This window comes from Lutaonella thermophila (assembly GCF_055387725.1).
Genome location: NZ_AP043783.1, coordinates 103,814 through 119,193, shown reverse-complemented (window position 1 = coordinate 119,193; position 15,380 = coordinate 103,814). Strand labels below are relative to the sequence as shown.

Annotated in this window: 15 protein-coding genes; 13 read left to right on the top strand and 2 right to left on the bottom strand. The window is 35.2% G+C overall.

Features of this window, described 5'->3' with window-relative positions; genetic code table 11:
* Positions 1–6: 6 nt before the first annotated feature.
* Positions 7–384 (top strand): GTPase, encoded by a 378-nt coding sequence (locus ACZ5CF_RS00615; protein WP_464579677.1) that lies wholly within the window; start codon positions 7–9, stop codon positions 382–384.
* On the opposite strand, the gene yihA is transcribed toward ACZ5CF_RS00615, so the two are convergent.
* Complete coding sequence (gene yihA, locus ACZ5CF_RS00610) at positions 374–979, bottom strand: ribosome biogenesis GTP-binding protein YihA/YsxC (RefSeq protein ID WP_464579675.1); 606 nt, start codon at positions 977–979, stop codon at positions 374–376. The genes ACZ5CF_RS00615 and yihA overlap by 11 nt on opposite strands.
* 8 nt (positions 980–987) lie before the next feature.
* Positions 988–1,752 (bottom strand): alpha/beta fold hydrolase, encoded by a 765-nt coding sequence (locus tag ACZ5CF_RS00605; RefSeq protein WP_464579673.1) that lies wholly within the window; start codon positions 1,750–1,752, stop codon positions 988–990.
* 254 nt (positions 1,753–2,006) lie between these two features.
* On the opposite strand from ACZ5CF_RS00605, the gene mraZ reads away from it, so the two are divergent.
* The 12 genes from mraZ to ftsA are packed head-to-tail and all read left to right on the top strand — an operon-like array spanning position 2,007 to position 15,375.
* A complete protein-coding gene (gene mraZ, locus ACZ5CF_RS00600) occupies positions 2,007–2,474 on the top strand; it encodes a division/cell wall cluster transcriptional repressor MraZ (protein WP_464579672.1) in 468 nt (155 codons plus the stop codon).
* Entirely contained in the window at positions 2,455–3,357 is a 903-nt protein-coding gene (gene rsmH, locus ACZ5CF_RS00595) for a 16S rRNA (cytosine(1402)-N(4))-methyltransferase RsmH (protein WP_464579670.1), read from the top strand. Before mraZ ends, rsmH begins: the two co-directional genes overlap by 20 nt.
* Positions 3,354–3,671 (top strand): FtsL-like putative cell division protein, encoded by a 318-nt coding sequence (locus ACZ5CF_RS00590; RefSeq protein ID WP_464579669.1) that lies wholly within the window; start codon positions 3,354–3,356, stop codon positions 3,669–3,671. Before rsmH ends, ACZ5CF_RS00590 begins: the two co-directional genes overlap by 4 nt.
* A 6-nt stretch (positions 3,672–3,677) precedes the next feature.
* Positions 3,678–5,681, top strand: coding sequence for a penicillin-binding protein (locus ACZ5CF_RS00585; RefSeq protein WP_464579668.1), 2,004 nt, complete (start codon positions 3,678–3,680; stop codon positions 5,679–5,681).
* On the top strand, positions 5,678–7,141 hold the full coding sequence (locus tag ACZ5CF_RS00580; RefSeq protein WP_464579666.1) for a UDP-N-acetylmuramoyl-L-alanyl-D-glutamate--2,6-diaminopimelate ligase: 1,464 nt from the start codon (positions 5,678–5,680) through the stop codon (positions 7,139–7,141). The genes ACZ5CF_RS00585 and ACZ5CF_RS00580 overlap by 4 nt, the downstream gene beginning before the upstream one ends.
* A gap of 4 nt (positions 7,142–7,145) precedes the next feature.
* Complete coding sequence (mraY, locus tag ACZ5CF_RS00575; RefSeq protein WP_464579665.1) at positions 7,146–8,378, top strand: phospho-N-acetylmuramoyl-pentapeptide-transferase; 1,233 nt, start codon at positions 7,146–7,148, stop codon at positions 8,376–8,378.
* A gap of 3 nt (positions 8,379–8,381) precedes the next feature.
* On the top strand, positions 8,382–9,716 hold the full coding sequence (gene murD, locus ACZ5CF_RS00570) for a UDP-N-acetylmuramoyl-L-alanine--D-glutamate ligase (protein ID WP_464579664.1): 1,335 nt from the start codon (positions 8,382–8,384) through the stop codon (positions 9,714–9,716).
* Positions 9,716–10,915, top strand: coding sequence for an FtsW/RodA/SpoVE family cell cycle protein (locus ACZ5CF_RS00565; protein ID WP_464579662.1), 1,200 nt, complete (start codon positions 9,716–9,718; stop codon positions 10,913–10,915). The genes murD and ACZ5CF_RS00565 overlap by 1 nt, the downstream gene beginning before the upstream one ends.
* A complete protein-coding gene (gene murG, locus ACZ5CF_RS00560) occupies positions 10,902–11,990 on the top strand; it encodes an undecaprenyldiphospho-muramoylpentapeptide beta-N-acetylglucosaminyltransferase (RefSeq protein WP_464579660.1) in 1,089 nt (362 codons plus the stop codon). The genes ACZ5CF_RS00565 and murG overlap by 14 nt, the downstream gene beginning before the upstream one ends.
* Entirely contained in the window at positions 11,987–13,333 is a 1,347-nt protein-coding gene (gene murC, locus ACZ5CF_RS00555) for a UDP-N-acetylmuramate--L-alanine ligase (protein WP_464579659.1), read from the top strand. Before murG ends, murC begins: the two co-directional genes overlap by 4 nt.
* Positions 13,330–14,046: a cell division protein FtsQ/DivIB gene (locus ACZ5CF_RS00550; protein WP_464579658.1), complete on the top strand. Its 717-nt coding sequence runs from the start codon at positions 13,330–13,332 to the stop codon at positions 14,044–14,046. The genes murC and ACZ5CF_RS00550 overlap by 4 nt, the downstream gene beginning before the upstream one ends.
* Before the next feature lie 3 nt (positions 14,047–14,049).
* Positions 14,050–15,375, top strand: a complete 1,326-nt coding sequence (gene ftsA, locus ACZ5CF_RS00545) for a cell division protein FtsA (RefSeq protein ID WP_464579656.1) — start codon at positions 14,050–14,052, stop codon at positions 15,373–15,375.
* The last annotated feature ends 5 nt before the right edge of the window (positions 15,376–15,380 follow it).

Below are 15,380 nucleotides of genomic sequence, written 5' to 3'. Positions count from 1 at the left end.
CGGTTTATGAATAACAAAGTTGTTTTTGTTTACAATGCCAATTCTGGTGTTAAAAACATAATATTAGATAGCGTTCACAAACTGGTTAGTCCGCAAACATATAAGTGTAATTTGTGTGCCATTACACACGGTTTATTTTCAGCAAAAAAAGAGTGGAAAAGCTTTGTTGATGAGTACAAAGAGCAATTGGTTTTTTTGCATAAAGATGAATTTGAAAACTTATACAAAAGCAAGTTTCATCAATATAAATTATCGTATCCTATTGTGCTTTTAATGCAACAAGATTTTACAGAAATTCTAATTACACCACAAGAGCTTAATAAACTAAAAACATTACCACAGTTAATAAATCTGCTAACCAAAAGATTAAAAACTACTGTTTAATTTCTTGGTTTATAGCATCTATATATTTTAAAACCTCGTCACGTCCCATAGCATTTGCAGAAGAGGTTATAAAATAATTAGGAGCTTGTGCCCATACATCGTTTAGTAAATAGTTAATGTAGTTTGTTACATTACGTTCTAGTGCATTAGGCTTTAGTTTGTCGGCTTTTGTAAAGATTATTGAGAAAGGAATTTGGTGCTCGCCAAGCCACTGCATAAATTCTAAATCTATTTTTTGAGGCTCATGCCTAACGTCTATTAAAACAAAGGCAGATACAAGCTGTTTTCTTTTTTCAAAATAGTTGGTAATAAACTTCTGAAATGTTTTTTTTACACTTTTAGAAACTCGGGCGTAACCATATCCCGGTAAATCAACTAAAAACCATTCATTATTAATTTTAAAATGATTTATTAATTGAGTTTTTCCGGGTCTACCGGAAGTTTTAGCCAAATGCTTTCTTCCGGTAAGCATATTAATTAATGAAGATTTTCCAACATTAGAACGCCCAATAAAAGCATATTCAGGTAATGCTTCTTTTGGGCATTTAGTAACATCTGTGTTACTAACTATAAATTCTGCCGATTTAATTTGCATTTCGGCTATTAAAAATTACGTTTCTTTAACCAATCGTAAAGAATTCTATTAAACTCTTCGGGATGCTCCATCATAGGTGCATGCCCGCATTTATCTATCCAAAACAAATCAGAGTCAGGAAGCAACTCATGAAACTCTTCTGCAACGTTTGGAGGTGTAACACTATCGTTTTTACCCCATATAATGCAGGTAGGTGTGTGCATGTGTGGTAAATCTTTAGCCATGTTATGCCTGATTGCGCTTTTGGCAATGGCTAAAGTTTTTATAAGTTTATTTCGGTCGTTTACCGTGGCATAAACCTCATCTACAATTTCTTTAGTAGCAACCTTCGGATCGTAAAAAACATCCTGACTTTTTTTCTTTATAAACTCATAATCACCACGCTTAGGGTAACCATCACCCATAGCACTTTCATATAATCCAGAACTTCCTGTTATTACAAGCGCTTTAACTTTTTCTGGATAGAGTTTGGTGTGCAGTAAACCAATATGCCCTCCTAAAGAGTTGCCTAACAAAATTACTTGGTCTAACTGCAAATGCTCTATAAATTTTTCTAAAAAAACGGCCAAATTTTTCACATTGGTTTTTAGCAAAGACATGCTGTAAACCGGTAATTCTGGGATTAAAACTCTGTAGCCTTTTTTAGAAAAAAACTCGGTTACAGCCTCAAAATTACTAAGGCCTCCCATTAAGCCGTGTAGGATTATAATTGGTGTTCCCTCACCAGTATCCAGATAACTAAACGCTCCTTCTTTCTTTAAATTATTTGCCATCAATGGTTAGTTATGGTTCAGCTAAAAAACAAATATAAACAATTACATCATAATAAAAAGTATTAAAAACACCCCGAAAATTAAAGGCTTTAATTGTATAAACTTTTAAATGATTACAAGAGATTTTAAGCGATTAAAAATGAGTGTTTTAGAGCTTCATTGTTAAAACTTATCAACAATGTGGTAAAAAGTGGTAAAAAGTGGTAAAATATTCCATATATTTGAACAGTAAGAGCTAAAAAAATAACTATCTGTTGATCAGTTTTATAGGTACATACGAGTGCAAGGCAGATGCAAAAGGGAGAATTATGTTGCCGGTTGCTTTAAAAAACCAGCTGGCTCCCGTATTGCAAAAAGGCTTTGTTTTAAAGCGTGCTGTTTTTCAGCCTTGCTTAGAGTTGTACCCAATAGATGAGTGGAACAAGCTCATGCAAAAAATCAACAAACTTAACAGGTTCAAGAAAAAGAACAACGATTTTATTAGAAGATTTACTGCCGGGGTTAAAGTAGTTGAGGTAGATGCTGCAGGCAGGTTGTTAATTCCAAAAGATTTAGTTGAGTTTGCCAAAATAAATAAAGAAGTGGTGTTGTCTTCTGCTATAAATATTATTGAGGTTTGGGATAAAGAAAGTTATGAAAAAGCAATAGACGATGCTGCTTTAGATTTTGCAGAATTGGCAGAAGAAGTAATGGGAGAAGATAATGACGAAGATGTATCATAAACCAGTATTATTACAAGAAACCGTAGATGGCTTAAATATAAAAGAAGACGGAGTATATGTTGATGTAACCTTTGGTGGAGGAGGGCACTCCAGAGAAATTTTAAGCAGGTTAGGGGCTAAAGGAAGATTGATTGCTTTTGATCAAGATGAGGAGGCTTTAGCAAACGCAATTGATGATGAGCGCTTTATGTTAATTAATGAAAACTTTAGGTACATAAAACGTTTTTTAAAGTTCTATGGAATACAGCAAGTAGATGGTGTTTTGGGAGATTTCGGGGTTTCTTCTCATCAGTTTGATGAAGCTAAACGAGGGTTTTCTACTCGTTTTGATGCAGAGTTAGATATGAGGATGAGTGCTAAAAACTCAATATCTGCTTACAATGTAGTTAATGAATATGAAGAGGAGGCTTTGCGAAAAGTGTTTCAGGAGTATGGGGAGCTTAAGAGTGCATATAAGTTAACAAGAGCTATAGTTAGCGAGCGAAAAAAGCGACCTATAAAAAGTACGCAACAACTAAAAGAGGTATTGTTGGGGTATTTGCCAAAAGGCAGAGAAAATAAAATGTTGGCCCAAGTGTATCAGGCAATTAGAATAGAGGTGAACCAAGAAATAGAAGCACTAAAAGAATTTTTGTTGCAAATGCCCGAAGTGATAAAAAAAGGAGGAAGGTTAAGCTTAATTAGTTATCACTCTTTAGAAGACAGGCTGGTTAAGCGTTTTATAAGAGATGGGGTTTTTGAGGGGCAGGCAGAAAAAGATTTTTACGGTAACACACTTGTTCCGTTTAAAAGGATAGGGAAGCTTATAGTGCCAACTGCAAAAGAAATAGAAGAAAATAATAGAGCCAGAAGTGCAAAACTTAGAATAGCAGAACGCATATGAAAAAGAACATTTTAAATGTGCTTAAAGGTAAGTTTTTAGTGAGTGAAGACTCAGTTAAAAACTGGCGTTTTATTCTGTTTGCTTCTTTTTTGGCAGTTATTATGATTGCAAGTTCGCACAGTGCTGATAAAAAAGTGCATGATATAGCAAGGCTTAATGAAGCTGTTAAAGAATTAAGGAGTGAGTTTGTAGATGTTAGGGCAACAATGCAGCAATTAAAGTTAGAGTCGTCTGTGCTTAAAGCTGTAGAGGGTAAAGGTTTAAAACCTTCAAAAAATCCACCAAAAAAAATTTATGTAGTTAACGCAAAATAACCAAGTATGCCAATTGCAGAAAAAAACATAATGAACCGTTTGTATGTTGTTGCAGGCTCTATGTTCTTGTTTGCAATTTTGGTTGTTGTAAAGTTAATTACCATACAAACAGTAGAAGGAGAAAAATACAGAAAGCTGGCGCATGAGCGTACAATTAAAAACTTTACAATACAACCCAACAGGGGAAATTTGTATTCAGACGATGGTAGTTTGTTGGCTACATCGGTTACCAAATATGATATTAGATTTGATGCGGTAGCACCAAAAAGCAAAGATTTTGAAGCTAATGTAAAAGCACTTGCCGATTCGCTATCAATTTTCACAAACAAGCCCTCATCTTACTATCAAAATATATTCAGGAAAGCCCGAGCTAATAAGCACAGGTATTTACTGGTGCTTAGAAACTTAGGATACACAGATTATATGCGTGTTAAGCAATTTCCATTGTTTAATCTTAGTCCGTACAAAGGAGGTTTAATAGTAGAGCAACGTACTGTTAGAGAGCATCCGTTGGGTAAAATAGCAGAGCGAAGCGTTGGATATGAGCGTGTAGATGAAAACGGTTATTATACAAGAGTAGGCTTAGAAGGTGCGTTTGGAGAGTATTTAAGGGGTAAACCCGGTAAAAGGCTCAAACAGCGCATCGCTAAAGGGCAGTGGAAACCTATTAATGATGATAATGAAATAGAACCTCAAGATGGCTGGGATGTAGTTTCTACCATAGACATAAATATTCAAGATATAGCGCATCATGCTTTATTAGAACAATTAGAAAAATATAAAGCAGATCATGGTTGTGTAATTGTAATGGAGACAGAAACCGGAGAAATAAAAGCTATATCTAATTTAGGCAGAAATAAAGAAGGTAAATATTACGAACGATTAAATTATGCAATCGGAGAATCGCACGAACCGGGGTCTACTTTTAAACTAATGTCTTTAGTTGCTGCTTTAGAAGATAAAATTATAGACACCAACTCGGTAATAGACACAGAAAAAGGAAGATTTAAAGTATATGATAGAGTAGTTAAAGACTCTAGACATGGAGGTTATGGTAAAATAACTGTTTCTGAAGCATTCGAAGTTTCTTCAAATACTGCATTTGCCAAAATAATTCATAACGGATACAAAGATAACCCGGAACAATTTGTAAAACGCTTATACAATATGCGTTTGCATAAACCATTAGATTTACCCATAAGGGGAGAAGGTGTTCCTGTAATTCGTTATCCCGGAGAAAAAGGGTGGTCTGGGATATCGCTTGCTTGGATGTCTCACGGTTATGAGGTAGCGTTAACTCCTTTACAAACGTTAGCCTTTTATAATGCCATTGCAAACAATGGGGAGCTCGTAAAGCCAAGACTAATTAAAGAAGTAAGAGAGTGGAATAAAACAATTAAGAGGTTTGATAAAGAGGTGCTGCATCCTTCAATTTGCTCTAAAGAAACAGTAAAAAAGGCACAGCAAATCTTAAAGAATGTTATAGAAAAAGAGCACGGCACAGGACATAAGTTATACGACCCTAATTTTTCTATGGCAGGCAAAACAGGAACAAGCCAAAAAGATTATGCTAAAGACAAATCTAAATTAAAATATATATCAACTTTTGCAGGCTATTTCCCGGCAGAAAACCCTAAATATTCTTGCATTGTTGTAATTCATGAACCCGATAAAAGCGTTGGATATTATGGGGCAGATGTTTCGGGACCGGTTTTTAAAAGCATTGCACAAAAAATATTTGCAATTAATCCTAGAACAGATACGCTAAATCAGCTTTATGTAGAAAATAATAAAGTAGAAGATGCTTACGAGCAGTACTTTAAATACGTTCAAAAACAACATAAAACAGTACCTAATGTAAAAGGTATGAGTGGTATGGATGCGGTTTCCATACTAGAGAACATGGGCTTAAAAGTTAAAGTTGTAGGTAACGGGAAAGTTAAAGAACAATCTATACCAAGCGGAGAAAAAATAGAGAATGTAAAAACGATTGTACTTAAATTATCATGACCATCTTAAAAGACATATTATATAAAGTTAGAATTAATGCCGTAACGGGTAGCACTAACATTTCTGTAAACCAGCTGCATTTTGATTCTAGAGAAGTAGCTTTAGACGATGTTTTTGTTGCCGTTAGAGGAACCTTGTCAGATGGGCATGATTACATAAAAAAAGCGGTAGATTCAGGGGCTAAGGCAATTATATGCGAAGCATTGCCGGATGTTTTGGTAAATGGTATTACCTATGTAGAGGTGCCAAACACAAAAGAAGCTCTGGCCATAATGGCAGCTAACTATTTTGATAACCCATCTAGAAATTTAAAACTGGTCGGAGTTACCGGTACAAATGGTAAAACAACAGTTACAAGTTTACTTTATCAATTGTTTAAGAAAGCAGGATACAAAGTAGGATTGTTATCTACAGTTAAAGTAATGGTAGATACTAAAGTGTACCCGGCTACACATACTACTCCTAATCCTATTGCAATTAATAGGTATTTGCACGAAATGAGTGAGGCAGGAGTAGAGTATTGCTTTATGGAGGTTAGCTCGCACGGAATAGACCAACAACGTACAGCCGGATTGTACTTTGCCGGAGGAATATTTACCAATTTAACTCACGATCATTTAGATTATCATGGTTCTTTTGCAGCGTACAGAGATGTAAAAAAACGTTTTTTTGATGAGCTTCCGTCGTCTGCATTTGCCTTAACAAATGTAGACGATAAAAACGGGCTGATAATGTTGCAAAACACAAAGGCCAAAAAGTATACCTATGCCTTACGCTCTTATGCAGATTTTAAGGCACAAGTATTAGAAAATCAGTTTAGCGGATTATTATTAAAAATAGAAGATAACGAAGTTTGGTCTAAGCTTATTGGCGAGTTTAATGCTTATAATTTATTAGCTATTTATGCTGCTGCCACTTTATTAGGATTAGAAAAAATAGAAGCGCTACGGCTGTTGAGCGAATTGGAGAGTGTTTCAGGAAGATTTCAGTATTTCATTTCACCAAAAAAAATTACTGCTATTGTAGATTATGCTCATACACCGGATGCGCTTAAAAGCGTACTTAATGCGATTAATAGCTTGAGAACCGGAAATGAAGAAGTTATCACCGTTGTGGGGTGTGGTGGTGACAGAGACCGAGCGAAGCGTCCGGTTATGGGCAATATAGCTACAGAATTAAGTGCTAAAGTGATTTTTACATCAGATAATCCAAGATCTGAAGATCCAGATCAAATTATTAAAGAAATGGAGGCCGGAGTAGCACCTCACAATACTAAAAAAGTACTTGCAGTAACTAACAGACAACAAGCTATTAAAACGGCTTGCCAGTTAGCAAACACTAATGATATTGTTTTAATAGCGGGTAAGGGTCATGAAACATACCAAGAGATAAAAGGGAAACGGTTTCATTTTGATGATTTTCAGACCGTAATAAAAATTTTAAACGAACTAAATAAGTAGAGATATGTTATACTATTTATTCGAATATTTAGAAATTAATTATCAGTTGCCCGGGGCTTCGCTCTTCCAATTTATATCGTTCAGGGCAGCCTTGGCCATTATGTTATCATTACTTATCTCTACTATTTATGGTAAGCGAATAATTAATATTCTTAGAAAAAAACAGATTGGTGAAACCGTTCGTGATTTAGGATTAGAAGGTCAGGCACAAAAAACAGGTACACCAACAATGGGCGGTATAATAATAATCATTGCAACTCTAATACCTGTTCTACTTTTAGCCAGATTAGATAATGTTTATGTGTCGTTGCTAATAGTAGCTACCATCTGGATGGGAGCAATTGGTTTTATAGACGACTACATAAAAATCTTTAAAAAAGATAAGGAAGGGTTAAAAGGAAGATTTAAAGTGTTGGGGCAAGTAGGGCTTGGATTAATTGTTGGTGCAACTCTATACTTTCATCCGGAGGTTACTATTCGAGAAAAGTTACCTGAAACCTCAAAACCCAACACAGAAGCAGTTGTTGAAATAGACAAACAATTTAAGCCGGAAGAAAAATCAACCAAAACCACCATTCCGTTTTTAAAAAACAATGAGTTCGATTATGGCGTGCTTATTTCTTGGGCAGGTAAAAACTATCAAAAATATGTCTGGCTAATATTTATACCTATTGTAATATTTATTGTAACAGCAGTATCTAACGGAGCTAATTTAACAGATGGTATAGATGGTCTTGCAGCAGGCTCATCGGCAATAGTTGTTTTAACACTCGGAATTTTTGCTTGGGTTTCGGGTAATATTGTTTTCTCAGATTATTTAAATATAATGTACATACCAAGGGTTGGAGAGATTACCATATTTATCTCGGCATTTGTTGGTGGGCTTGTAGGGTTTTTGTGGTACAATGCATATCCGGCACAAGTTTTTATGGGAGACACCGGTAGTTTAACCATCGGAGGTATTATAGCAGTAATAGCATTATCTGTTAGAAAAGAGCTGCTAATACCACTTCTCTGCGCAATATTTTTTGCAGAAACAATTTCTGTAATGATTCAGGTAACATATTTTAAATACACCAAGCGAAAATACGGAGAGGGTAAACGTATTTTTTTAATGGCTCCGCTTCATCATCATTTTCAAAAAAAAGGATACCATGAAAGCAAAATTGTGGCCAGATTTTTAATTGTAGGGATTCTTTTAGCAGTATTAGCTATAGTGACTTTAAAAGTGAGATAATGTATGAAAAAACTTGTGGTTTTAGGAGGAGGCGAGAGTGGTGTAGGAGCTGCAGTTTTAGGTAAAATAAAAGGGTACAGCGTGTTCTTGTCTGATGCAAGAACCATTAAAGAAAAATATAAAGACGTTCTTTTAAATCATAAAATAGACTGGGAGGAAGGTAAGCACAACAAAGATATTATTCTAAATGCGCATCTAGTAGTTAAAAGCCCTGGAATACCAGATAGAGTACAAATAGTACAAGAACTTAAAAATAAAGGTATTCAGATAATATCAGAAATAGAGTTTGCTAGCTGGTTTACCCAAGCAACATTAGTAGCAATAACTGGTAGTAATGGTAAAACAACTACCACAATGTTAACGCATCATTTGCTGCAAAAGGGAGGTTTAAAAGTTAATATGGCCGGAAATATAGGAGACAGTTTTGCACAAATGGTAGCAGAGAAAGACGCACCATTTTATGTGTTAGAGGTAAGCAGTTTTCAGTTAGATGGCACACTAAAATTTAAGCCTCATATAGCTGTGATTACCAACATTACCCCAGATCATTTAGATAGGTACGATGGTAAGTTTGAGAAGTATGTAGAATCAAAATTTTTAATTACAAAAAATCAAACAGAAGAAGATTATTTAATATACGATGCAGATAACGAGCCTATTGTTAACTGGCTAAAAAACAACAAAACAAAAGCAACATTAGTACCATTTTCAACAAAAATGAAATTACAAGAAGGAGCATATTTAGATAACAACAGCATAATAATAAACGTAAAAAATCAACAAATAGCTATGTCTACAGATATACTAACAATTCAAGGAGAGCACAATGTAAAAAATGCCATGGCGGCATCTACAGCAGCACATTTATTAAAAATCAGAAAACAAGCAATTAGAGAGAGCTTGCAAAGCTTTCAGGGCGTGGAGCACAGACTGGAGAAAGTCTTAAAAATTCAGAATGTACAATATATAAACGACTCTAAAGCAACTAACGTGAATGCTACATTTTATGCTTTAGATAGTGTTAAAACGCCTATTGTTTGGATTGTTGGCGGAGAAGATAAGGGTAATGATTATACCCCTTTATATCCGTTAGTAAGAGAAAAAGTAAAAGCTATAATCTGTTTAGGACTTGATAATCGTAAAATAATTGATTCCTTCAGCAATCTTGTAGATGTAATTGTAGAAACCAACTCTATGGCTGATGCTGTAAAGAAAGCATATAGTCTATCAGAGAAAGGAGACACAGTATTACTTTCTCCCGCATGTGCAAGTTTTGATTTGTTTGCTAATTACGAAGATAGAGGAAGACAATTTAAAGCAGCAGTTAGAGAACTTTAATGAAAACCATACTAAAAAACATACAAGGAGATAAAGCCATTTGGGCTATAGTTGCTTTACTGGCGCTGTTTTCGTTTTTACCTGTTTACAGTGCCAGTACCAATCTGGTGTATGTTATTGGTAATGGTACAACAGTAGGGCATTTGCTTAAACATGGTATGCTGCTTATTCTTGGATTTACTATTATTTATGCCGTTCATAAAGTACCATATCATTATTTTAAGGGCTTATCTATAATAGCATTGCCGGTTGTAATAGTGCTGCTTATTTATACCTTAGCACAAGGCACTACTATTGGCGGGGCAAACGCGAGCCGTTGGATTAGAATTCCTTTTGTAGGAGTTACTTTCCAAACGTCAAACTTAGCCTCGGTTGTGTTGTTGGTTTATGTTGCCAGATACCTTTCTAAAATAAAAGATAAGACTGTTACTTTTAAAGAAAGTATTTTACCGCTTTGGGTGCCTGTTTTTGTGATTTTAGGACTAATACTTCCTGCAAACTTTTCTACAACAGCAATTATATTTTTTATGGTTTTAATGCTGTGCTTTATGGGGGGCTACCCAATAAAATACTTAGCATCTATTGTAGGAGTAGGAATTGTGGCGCTAACCTTTTTTATACTAACCGCAAAAGCTTTTCCGGGGATGTTTCCTAATAGAGTAGATACCTGGATTAGTCGTATTGAGAACTTTACAACAAAAGATGACCCCGATGCAAACTATCAAATAGAAAAAGCAAAGATAGCTATTGCAACCGGTGGGATTGTAGGCGTAGGAGCGGGTAAAAGTGTAATGAAAAACTTTTTACCCCAAAGCTCATCAGATTTTATTTATGCAATAATAGTAGAAGAATATGGTGCAGCCGGAGCACTATTCTTACTGTTTTTATACTTAATGTTTTTGTTTAGGGTGCTGGTGGTTGCAAATAAAGCCAATAATGTATTTGGGAAATTGGTTGTTATTGCAACCGGGCTTCCAATAGTGTTTCAGGCATTGATAAATATGGCGGTAGCTGTAGAGCTGTTTCCGGTAACGGGGCAAAACTTGCCTTTAATAAGCAGTGGAGGATCGTCTATTTGGATGACATGCCTGGCTGTTGGAATAATTTTAAGTGTAAGTGCAAAACGCCAGCCGGCAGATAATAAAACGTCAATTAATAAAGAAGAAAATCCATTAGAAGTACTAAGTGGGCAATTATAAATTTATCATATCAGGAGGAGGAACCGGAGGGCATATTTATCCGGCAATAGCAATTGCTAACGAACTTAAAAAGCGTTATGCAAATGCCGAGATTTTATTTGTAGGAGCTAAAGACAGAATGGAGATGCAACGTGTTCCTGAAGCAGGATATCCTATAGAAGGTCTTTGGATAAGCGGAATTCAAAGAAAACTAACCCTGTCTAACTTACTCTTTCCGGTAAAGCTGTTGGTAAGTTTATATAAAGCCCGAAAAATTGTTAAACGTTTTAAGCCAAATTTGGTTGTAGGCACCGGAGGTTATGCAAGTGCTCCGTTGGTTAAAATGGCGTCAAAGCAAAAAATTCCGTGTGTGCTGCAAGAGCAGAATTCGTATCCGGGTATTACTAATAAATGGTTATCAAAACATGTAGAGAAAATATTTGTAGCCTATGATGGATTAGAAAAATATTTCCCAGCAACTAAAATTGTAAAAACCGGTAATCCTGTTCGTCAAGATTTATTAGATGTTAATTCTAAAGAAGACGAAGCAAGAAAGTTTTTTGAGGTTTCTAAAACAGATAAAGTATTGCTGGTTTTAGGGGGAAGTTTAGGAGCAAAAAAGATAAATGAACTGGTAGAAGCACATTTAGAGTATTTAACCCAACAAAACATAACGGTGTTATGGCAATGCGGGAAGTTATATTATCAAGAATATCAAAAATACAATTCAGATAAAGTAAAAGTAATGTCTTTTATAAATCGAATGGATTTAGCATATGCTGCATCTAACTTTATAGTTTCCAGAGCAGGAGCCTCATCGGTTTCAGAGCTTTGTATTGTAGGAAAGCCGGTAATTTTTATACCCTCACCAAATGTAGCAGAAGACCATCAAACTAAAAACGCATTGGCAGTTACACAAAAAAATGCAGCTTTATTAGTTAGAGAATCAGACGCAATGATGATGTTTAAACCCACAATAGAGCAATTAATTAAAGACGGTCAGCTTTGCGAATCATTAAGTGATAATATTAAAGAACTAGCGTTGCCAAATGCAACACAAGAAATTGTAAACCATATAGAAGCGTTGTTAGCATGAATATAAACACTATACATAATGTGTTTTTTATAGGAATTGGCGGAATTGGCATGTCGGCCTTGGCACGCTATTTTAAATATTTGGGTAAAAATGTGGCGGGTTATGATAAAACTTTAACCAGCCTAACAAAAGAGCTTCAAGAAAACGGAATAAATGTTAGTGATTTTGATTCTGAAAGCGCTATTCCTGAAGCGTTTACCAACAATACTAACACTTTAGTTATATACACTCCGGCAATACCTAAAACAAATAGTATTTACAACTATTTTATAAGTAATGGTTATACAATTAAAAAACGAGCTGAGGTTTTAGGTTTAATTACAGAAAGTACAACTTGTTTAGCGGTTGCAGGAACGCATGGTAAAACTACAACTTCTAGTATTCTTGCACATTTATTGTTCGAAAATAAAGTTTCTTTCACCGCATTTTTGGGAGGTATCGCAGAAAACTTTAATAGTAATCTTGTAATAAACGGGAATGCGTATACAGTTGTAGAAGCAGATGAGTTTGATCGCTCATTTTTACACTTATCACCAAACATTGCTTGTATTACATCAACAGATGCAGATCATCTTGATATTTACAAAACTCACGAGCAGTTAGAAACAGCTTTTAAAGAATTTGCTGGAAAAGTGCCAAAACAAGGTAAACTACTTGTTAAAAGCGGGTTGCCTTTTAACGGAATTACCTATGGTATTGAAGATAATTCAGACTATAACATTACAAGTATAGAAGTTATAAACGGCGAGTATGAATTTACCATAAATACTCCCACAGAGCAAGTTAAAAAAGTACGATTTTCTAAACCCGGGAGGCATAATTTATTAAATGCTTTAGCTGCCTTTGCCATGGCGCATCAATTGTCAATACCAACAACCAATTTGGCCAGTGCCTTAGCAACATTTAAAGGGGTTCAACGTAGGTTCTCATATCATATAAAGTCAGACGATGTAGTGTTTATAGACGATTATGCACATCATCCAACAGAAATCAATGCATTACATCAGGCTGTCAGAGAAATGTATCCTGATAAGAAAGTGCTGGCTATTTTTCAGCCTCATCTGTTTAGCAGAACAAAAGATTTTGCAGACGAATTTGCCAAAAGTTTAGAAAAATTCGATGAGATTGTTTTGTTAGATATATATCCAGCAAGAGAAAAACCTATACCTGGTGTAACATCAAAATGGCTGGCAGAAAAAATTAAAAATAAAAGCGTAGCAGTAGTAAGTAAAACAGATTTAATTGATTATGTAAACCAAACAAACGCGAATGTAATCTTAACAATTGGAGCAGGAGATATTGCAGAACAAGTACCAATAATAAAAAAAGCATTACAGTCATGAAAAAGTACAGTAACATACTTAAAATAGTATTGCTTTTTGTTGTGATTACGCTATTGTATTCTTTTACAAATAAGCGTAATGATAATCGTGTTATAAAAGACCCGAAAATTACATTTTTAGACGACGATAAATTGTTTATTACTTACCAGACGGTTAATAAATTGTTAATACAAAATATTAAAGGGTCTACGAGTGTGATTAAAGATGCTTTAGATTTGAATACAATAGAAAATGCCCTAAATACTAACCAAATGATTCAAGAGGCTCAGGTTTATGTAACTGTAAATGGGCGTCTTGAGGTAAAAATTAAGCAAAGAACACCTATTGCACGTGTTAATGCTTCGGTGCCATACTACATAGATGTTGAAGGAAAAAAAATGCCACTGTCAACAGTATATTCGGCCCGAGTACCGTTAATAACCGGCGCAATTAGTCAAGCTAATCTTACCGATGCTTATGCGGTATCAAAATATATAAACAACGACGCTTTTTTAAAGAAAAACATAATAGGTATTCACTGTACAAATAATCGTTTTGAACTTAAGTTGCGTACAGAAGATTTTGTAGTGCAATTGGGTAAAGCAACAGCATTACACAAAAAGTTTAGCAACTTTAAAGCTTTTTATAAAAAAGCATTAAAAGATGGTACGTTGCATAATTATACTAAAGTGAATTTAGAATTTGGTAACCAAGTGGTGTGCACTAAAAAATAACGTATGGAAAAGGATAGATTCGCAGTTGGATTAGATATTGGTACAACCAAAATTGTGGCAATGGTTGGCCGATTAAACGAGTATAACAAGCTCGATATTTTAGGTATAGGTAAATCTAAAAGCCTTGGTGTACACCGAGGAGTTGTAAATAATATTACTCAAACCATACAATCTATTCAGCAGGCAGTACAAGAAGCAGAGAGTGCAGCCGGAGTAAAAATCAAAGAGGTTGTAGTAGGCATAGCGGGTCAACATATTAGAAGCCTTCAACACAGTGATTACATTACCAGGCCCAATGCCGAAGAGGTAATTAATGAAGACGATCTAGATCAGCTATGCAATCAAGTTTATAAGTTGGTAATGCTGCCCGGAGAAGAAATAATTCATGTATTACCACAAGAATACAAAGTAGATGGGCAAGCAGAAATTAAAGAGCCAATAGGGATGTATGGTGGTCGCTTAGAAGCTAAGTTTCATGTAGTAGTAGGTCAAGTATCGTCTATTAGAAATATAGGAAGATGTGTTAAAAGTGCCGGATTAGATTTAGCCGGAATCACGTTAGAGCCTTTAGCTTCTGCAAATGCGGTATTAAGTCAAGAAGAAAAAGAGGCAGGTGTAGCTTTAATTGATATTGGAGGAGGGACAACAGACCTGGCTATTTTTAAAGACGGAATTATTAGGCATACAGCCGTTATCCCGTTTGGCGGAAATGTAATTACAGAAGACATAAAAGAGGGTTGCTCTATTATAGAGAAACAGGCAGAGTTACTTAAAATAAAGTTTGGTTCTGCTTGGCCGGGAGAAAATAAAGACAACGAAATTGTTTCAATCCCTGGACTTCGAGGAAGAGAACCTAAAGAAATAACACTAAAAAATTTGTCTAAAATAATTCATGCCCGTGCTGTAGAGATTATTGAGCAAGTGTATTTAGAGATAAAAAATTATGGGCACGAAGAGCAAAAGAAAAAACTAATAGCAGGTATTGTTTTAACAGGAGGAGGAAGCCAGTTAAAGCATTTAAAACAGCTCGTTGAGTACATAACAGGAATGGATACCAGGATTGGTTATCCTAATGAGCATTTAGCAGGAGATTCAGACGAAGAAGTTGCCAGTCCTGTTTATGCAACTGCTACGGGTTTACTTATGAATGCTATAGAAAACCAACAAAAACAAGAGCAGATTAAAAAAACACAAGCTGTAGAAGCACAGCATACAACAGATAACTCAGAAGACACCAATATAGCAGCTCAACCACCAAAAAAAGAACGAAAATCTATTTTTGAAAAGTGGTCAGAGAAGCTAAAAGATTTTTTAGATAACGCAGAATAAACCAG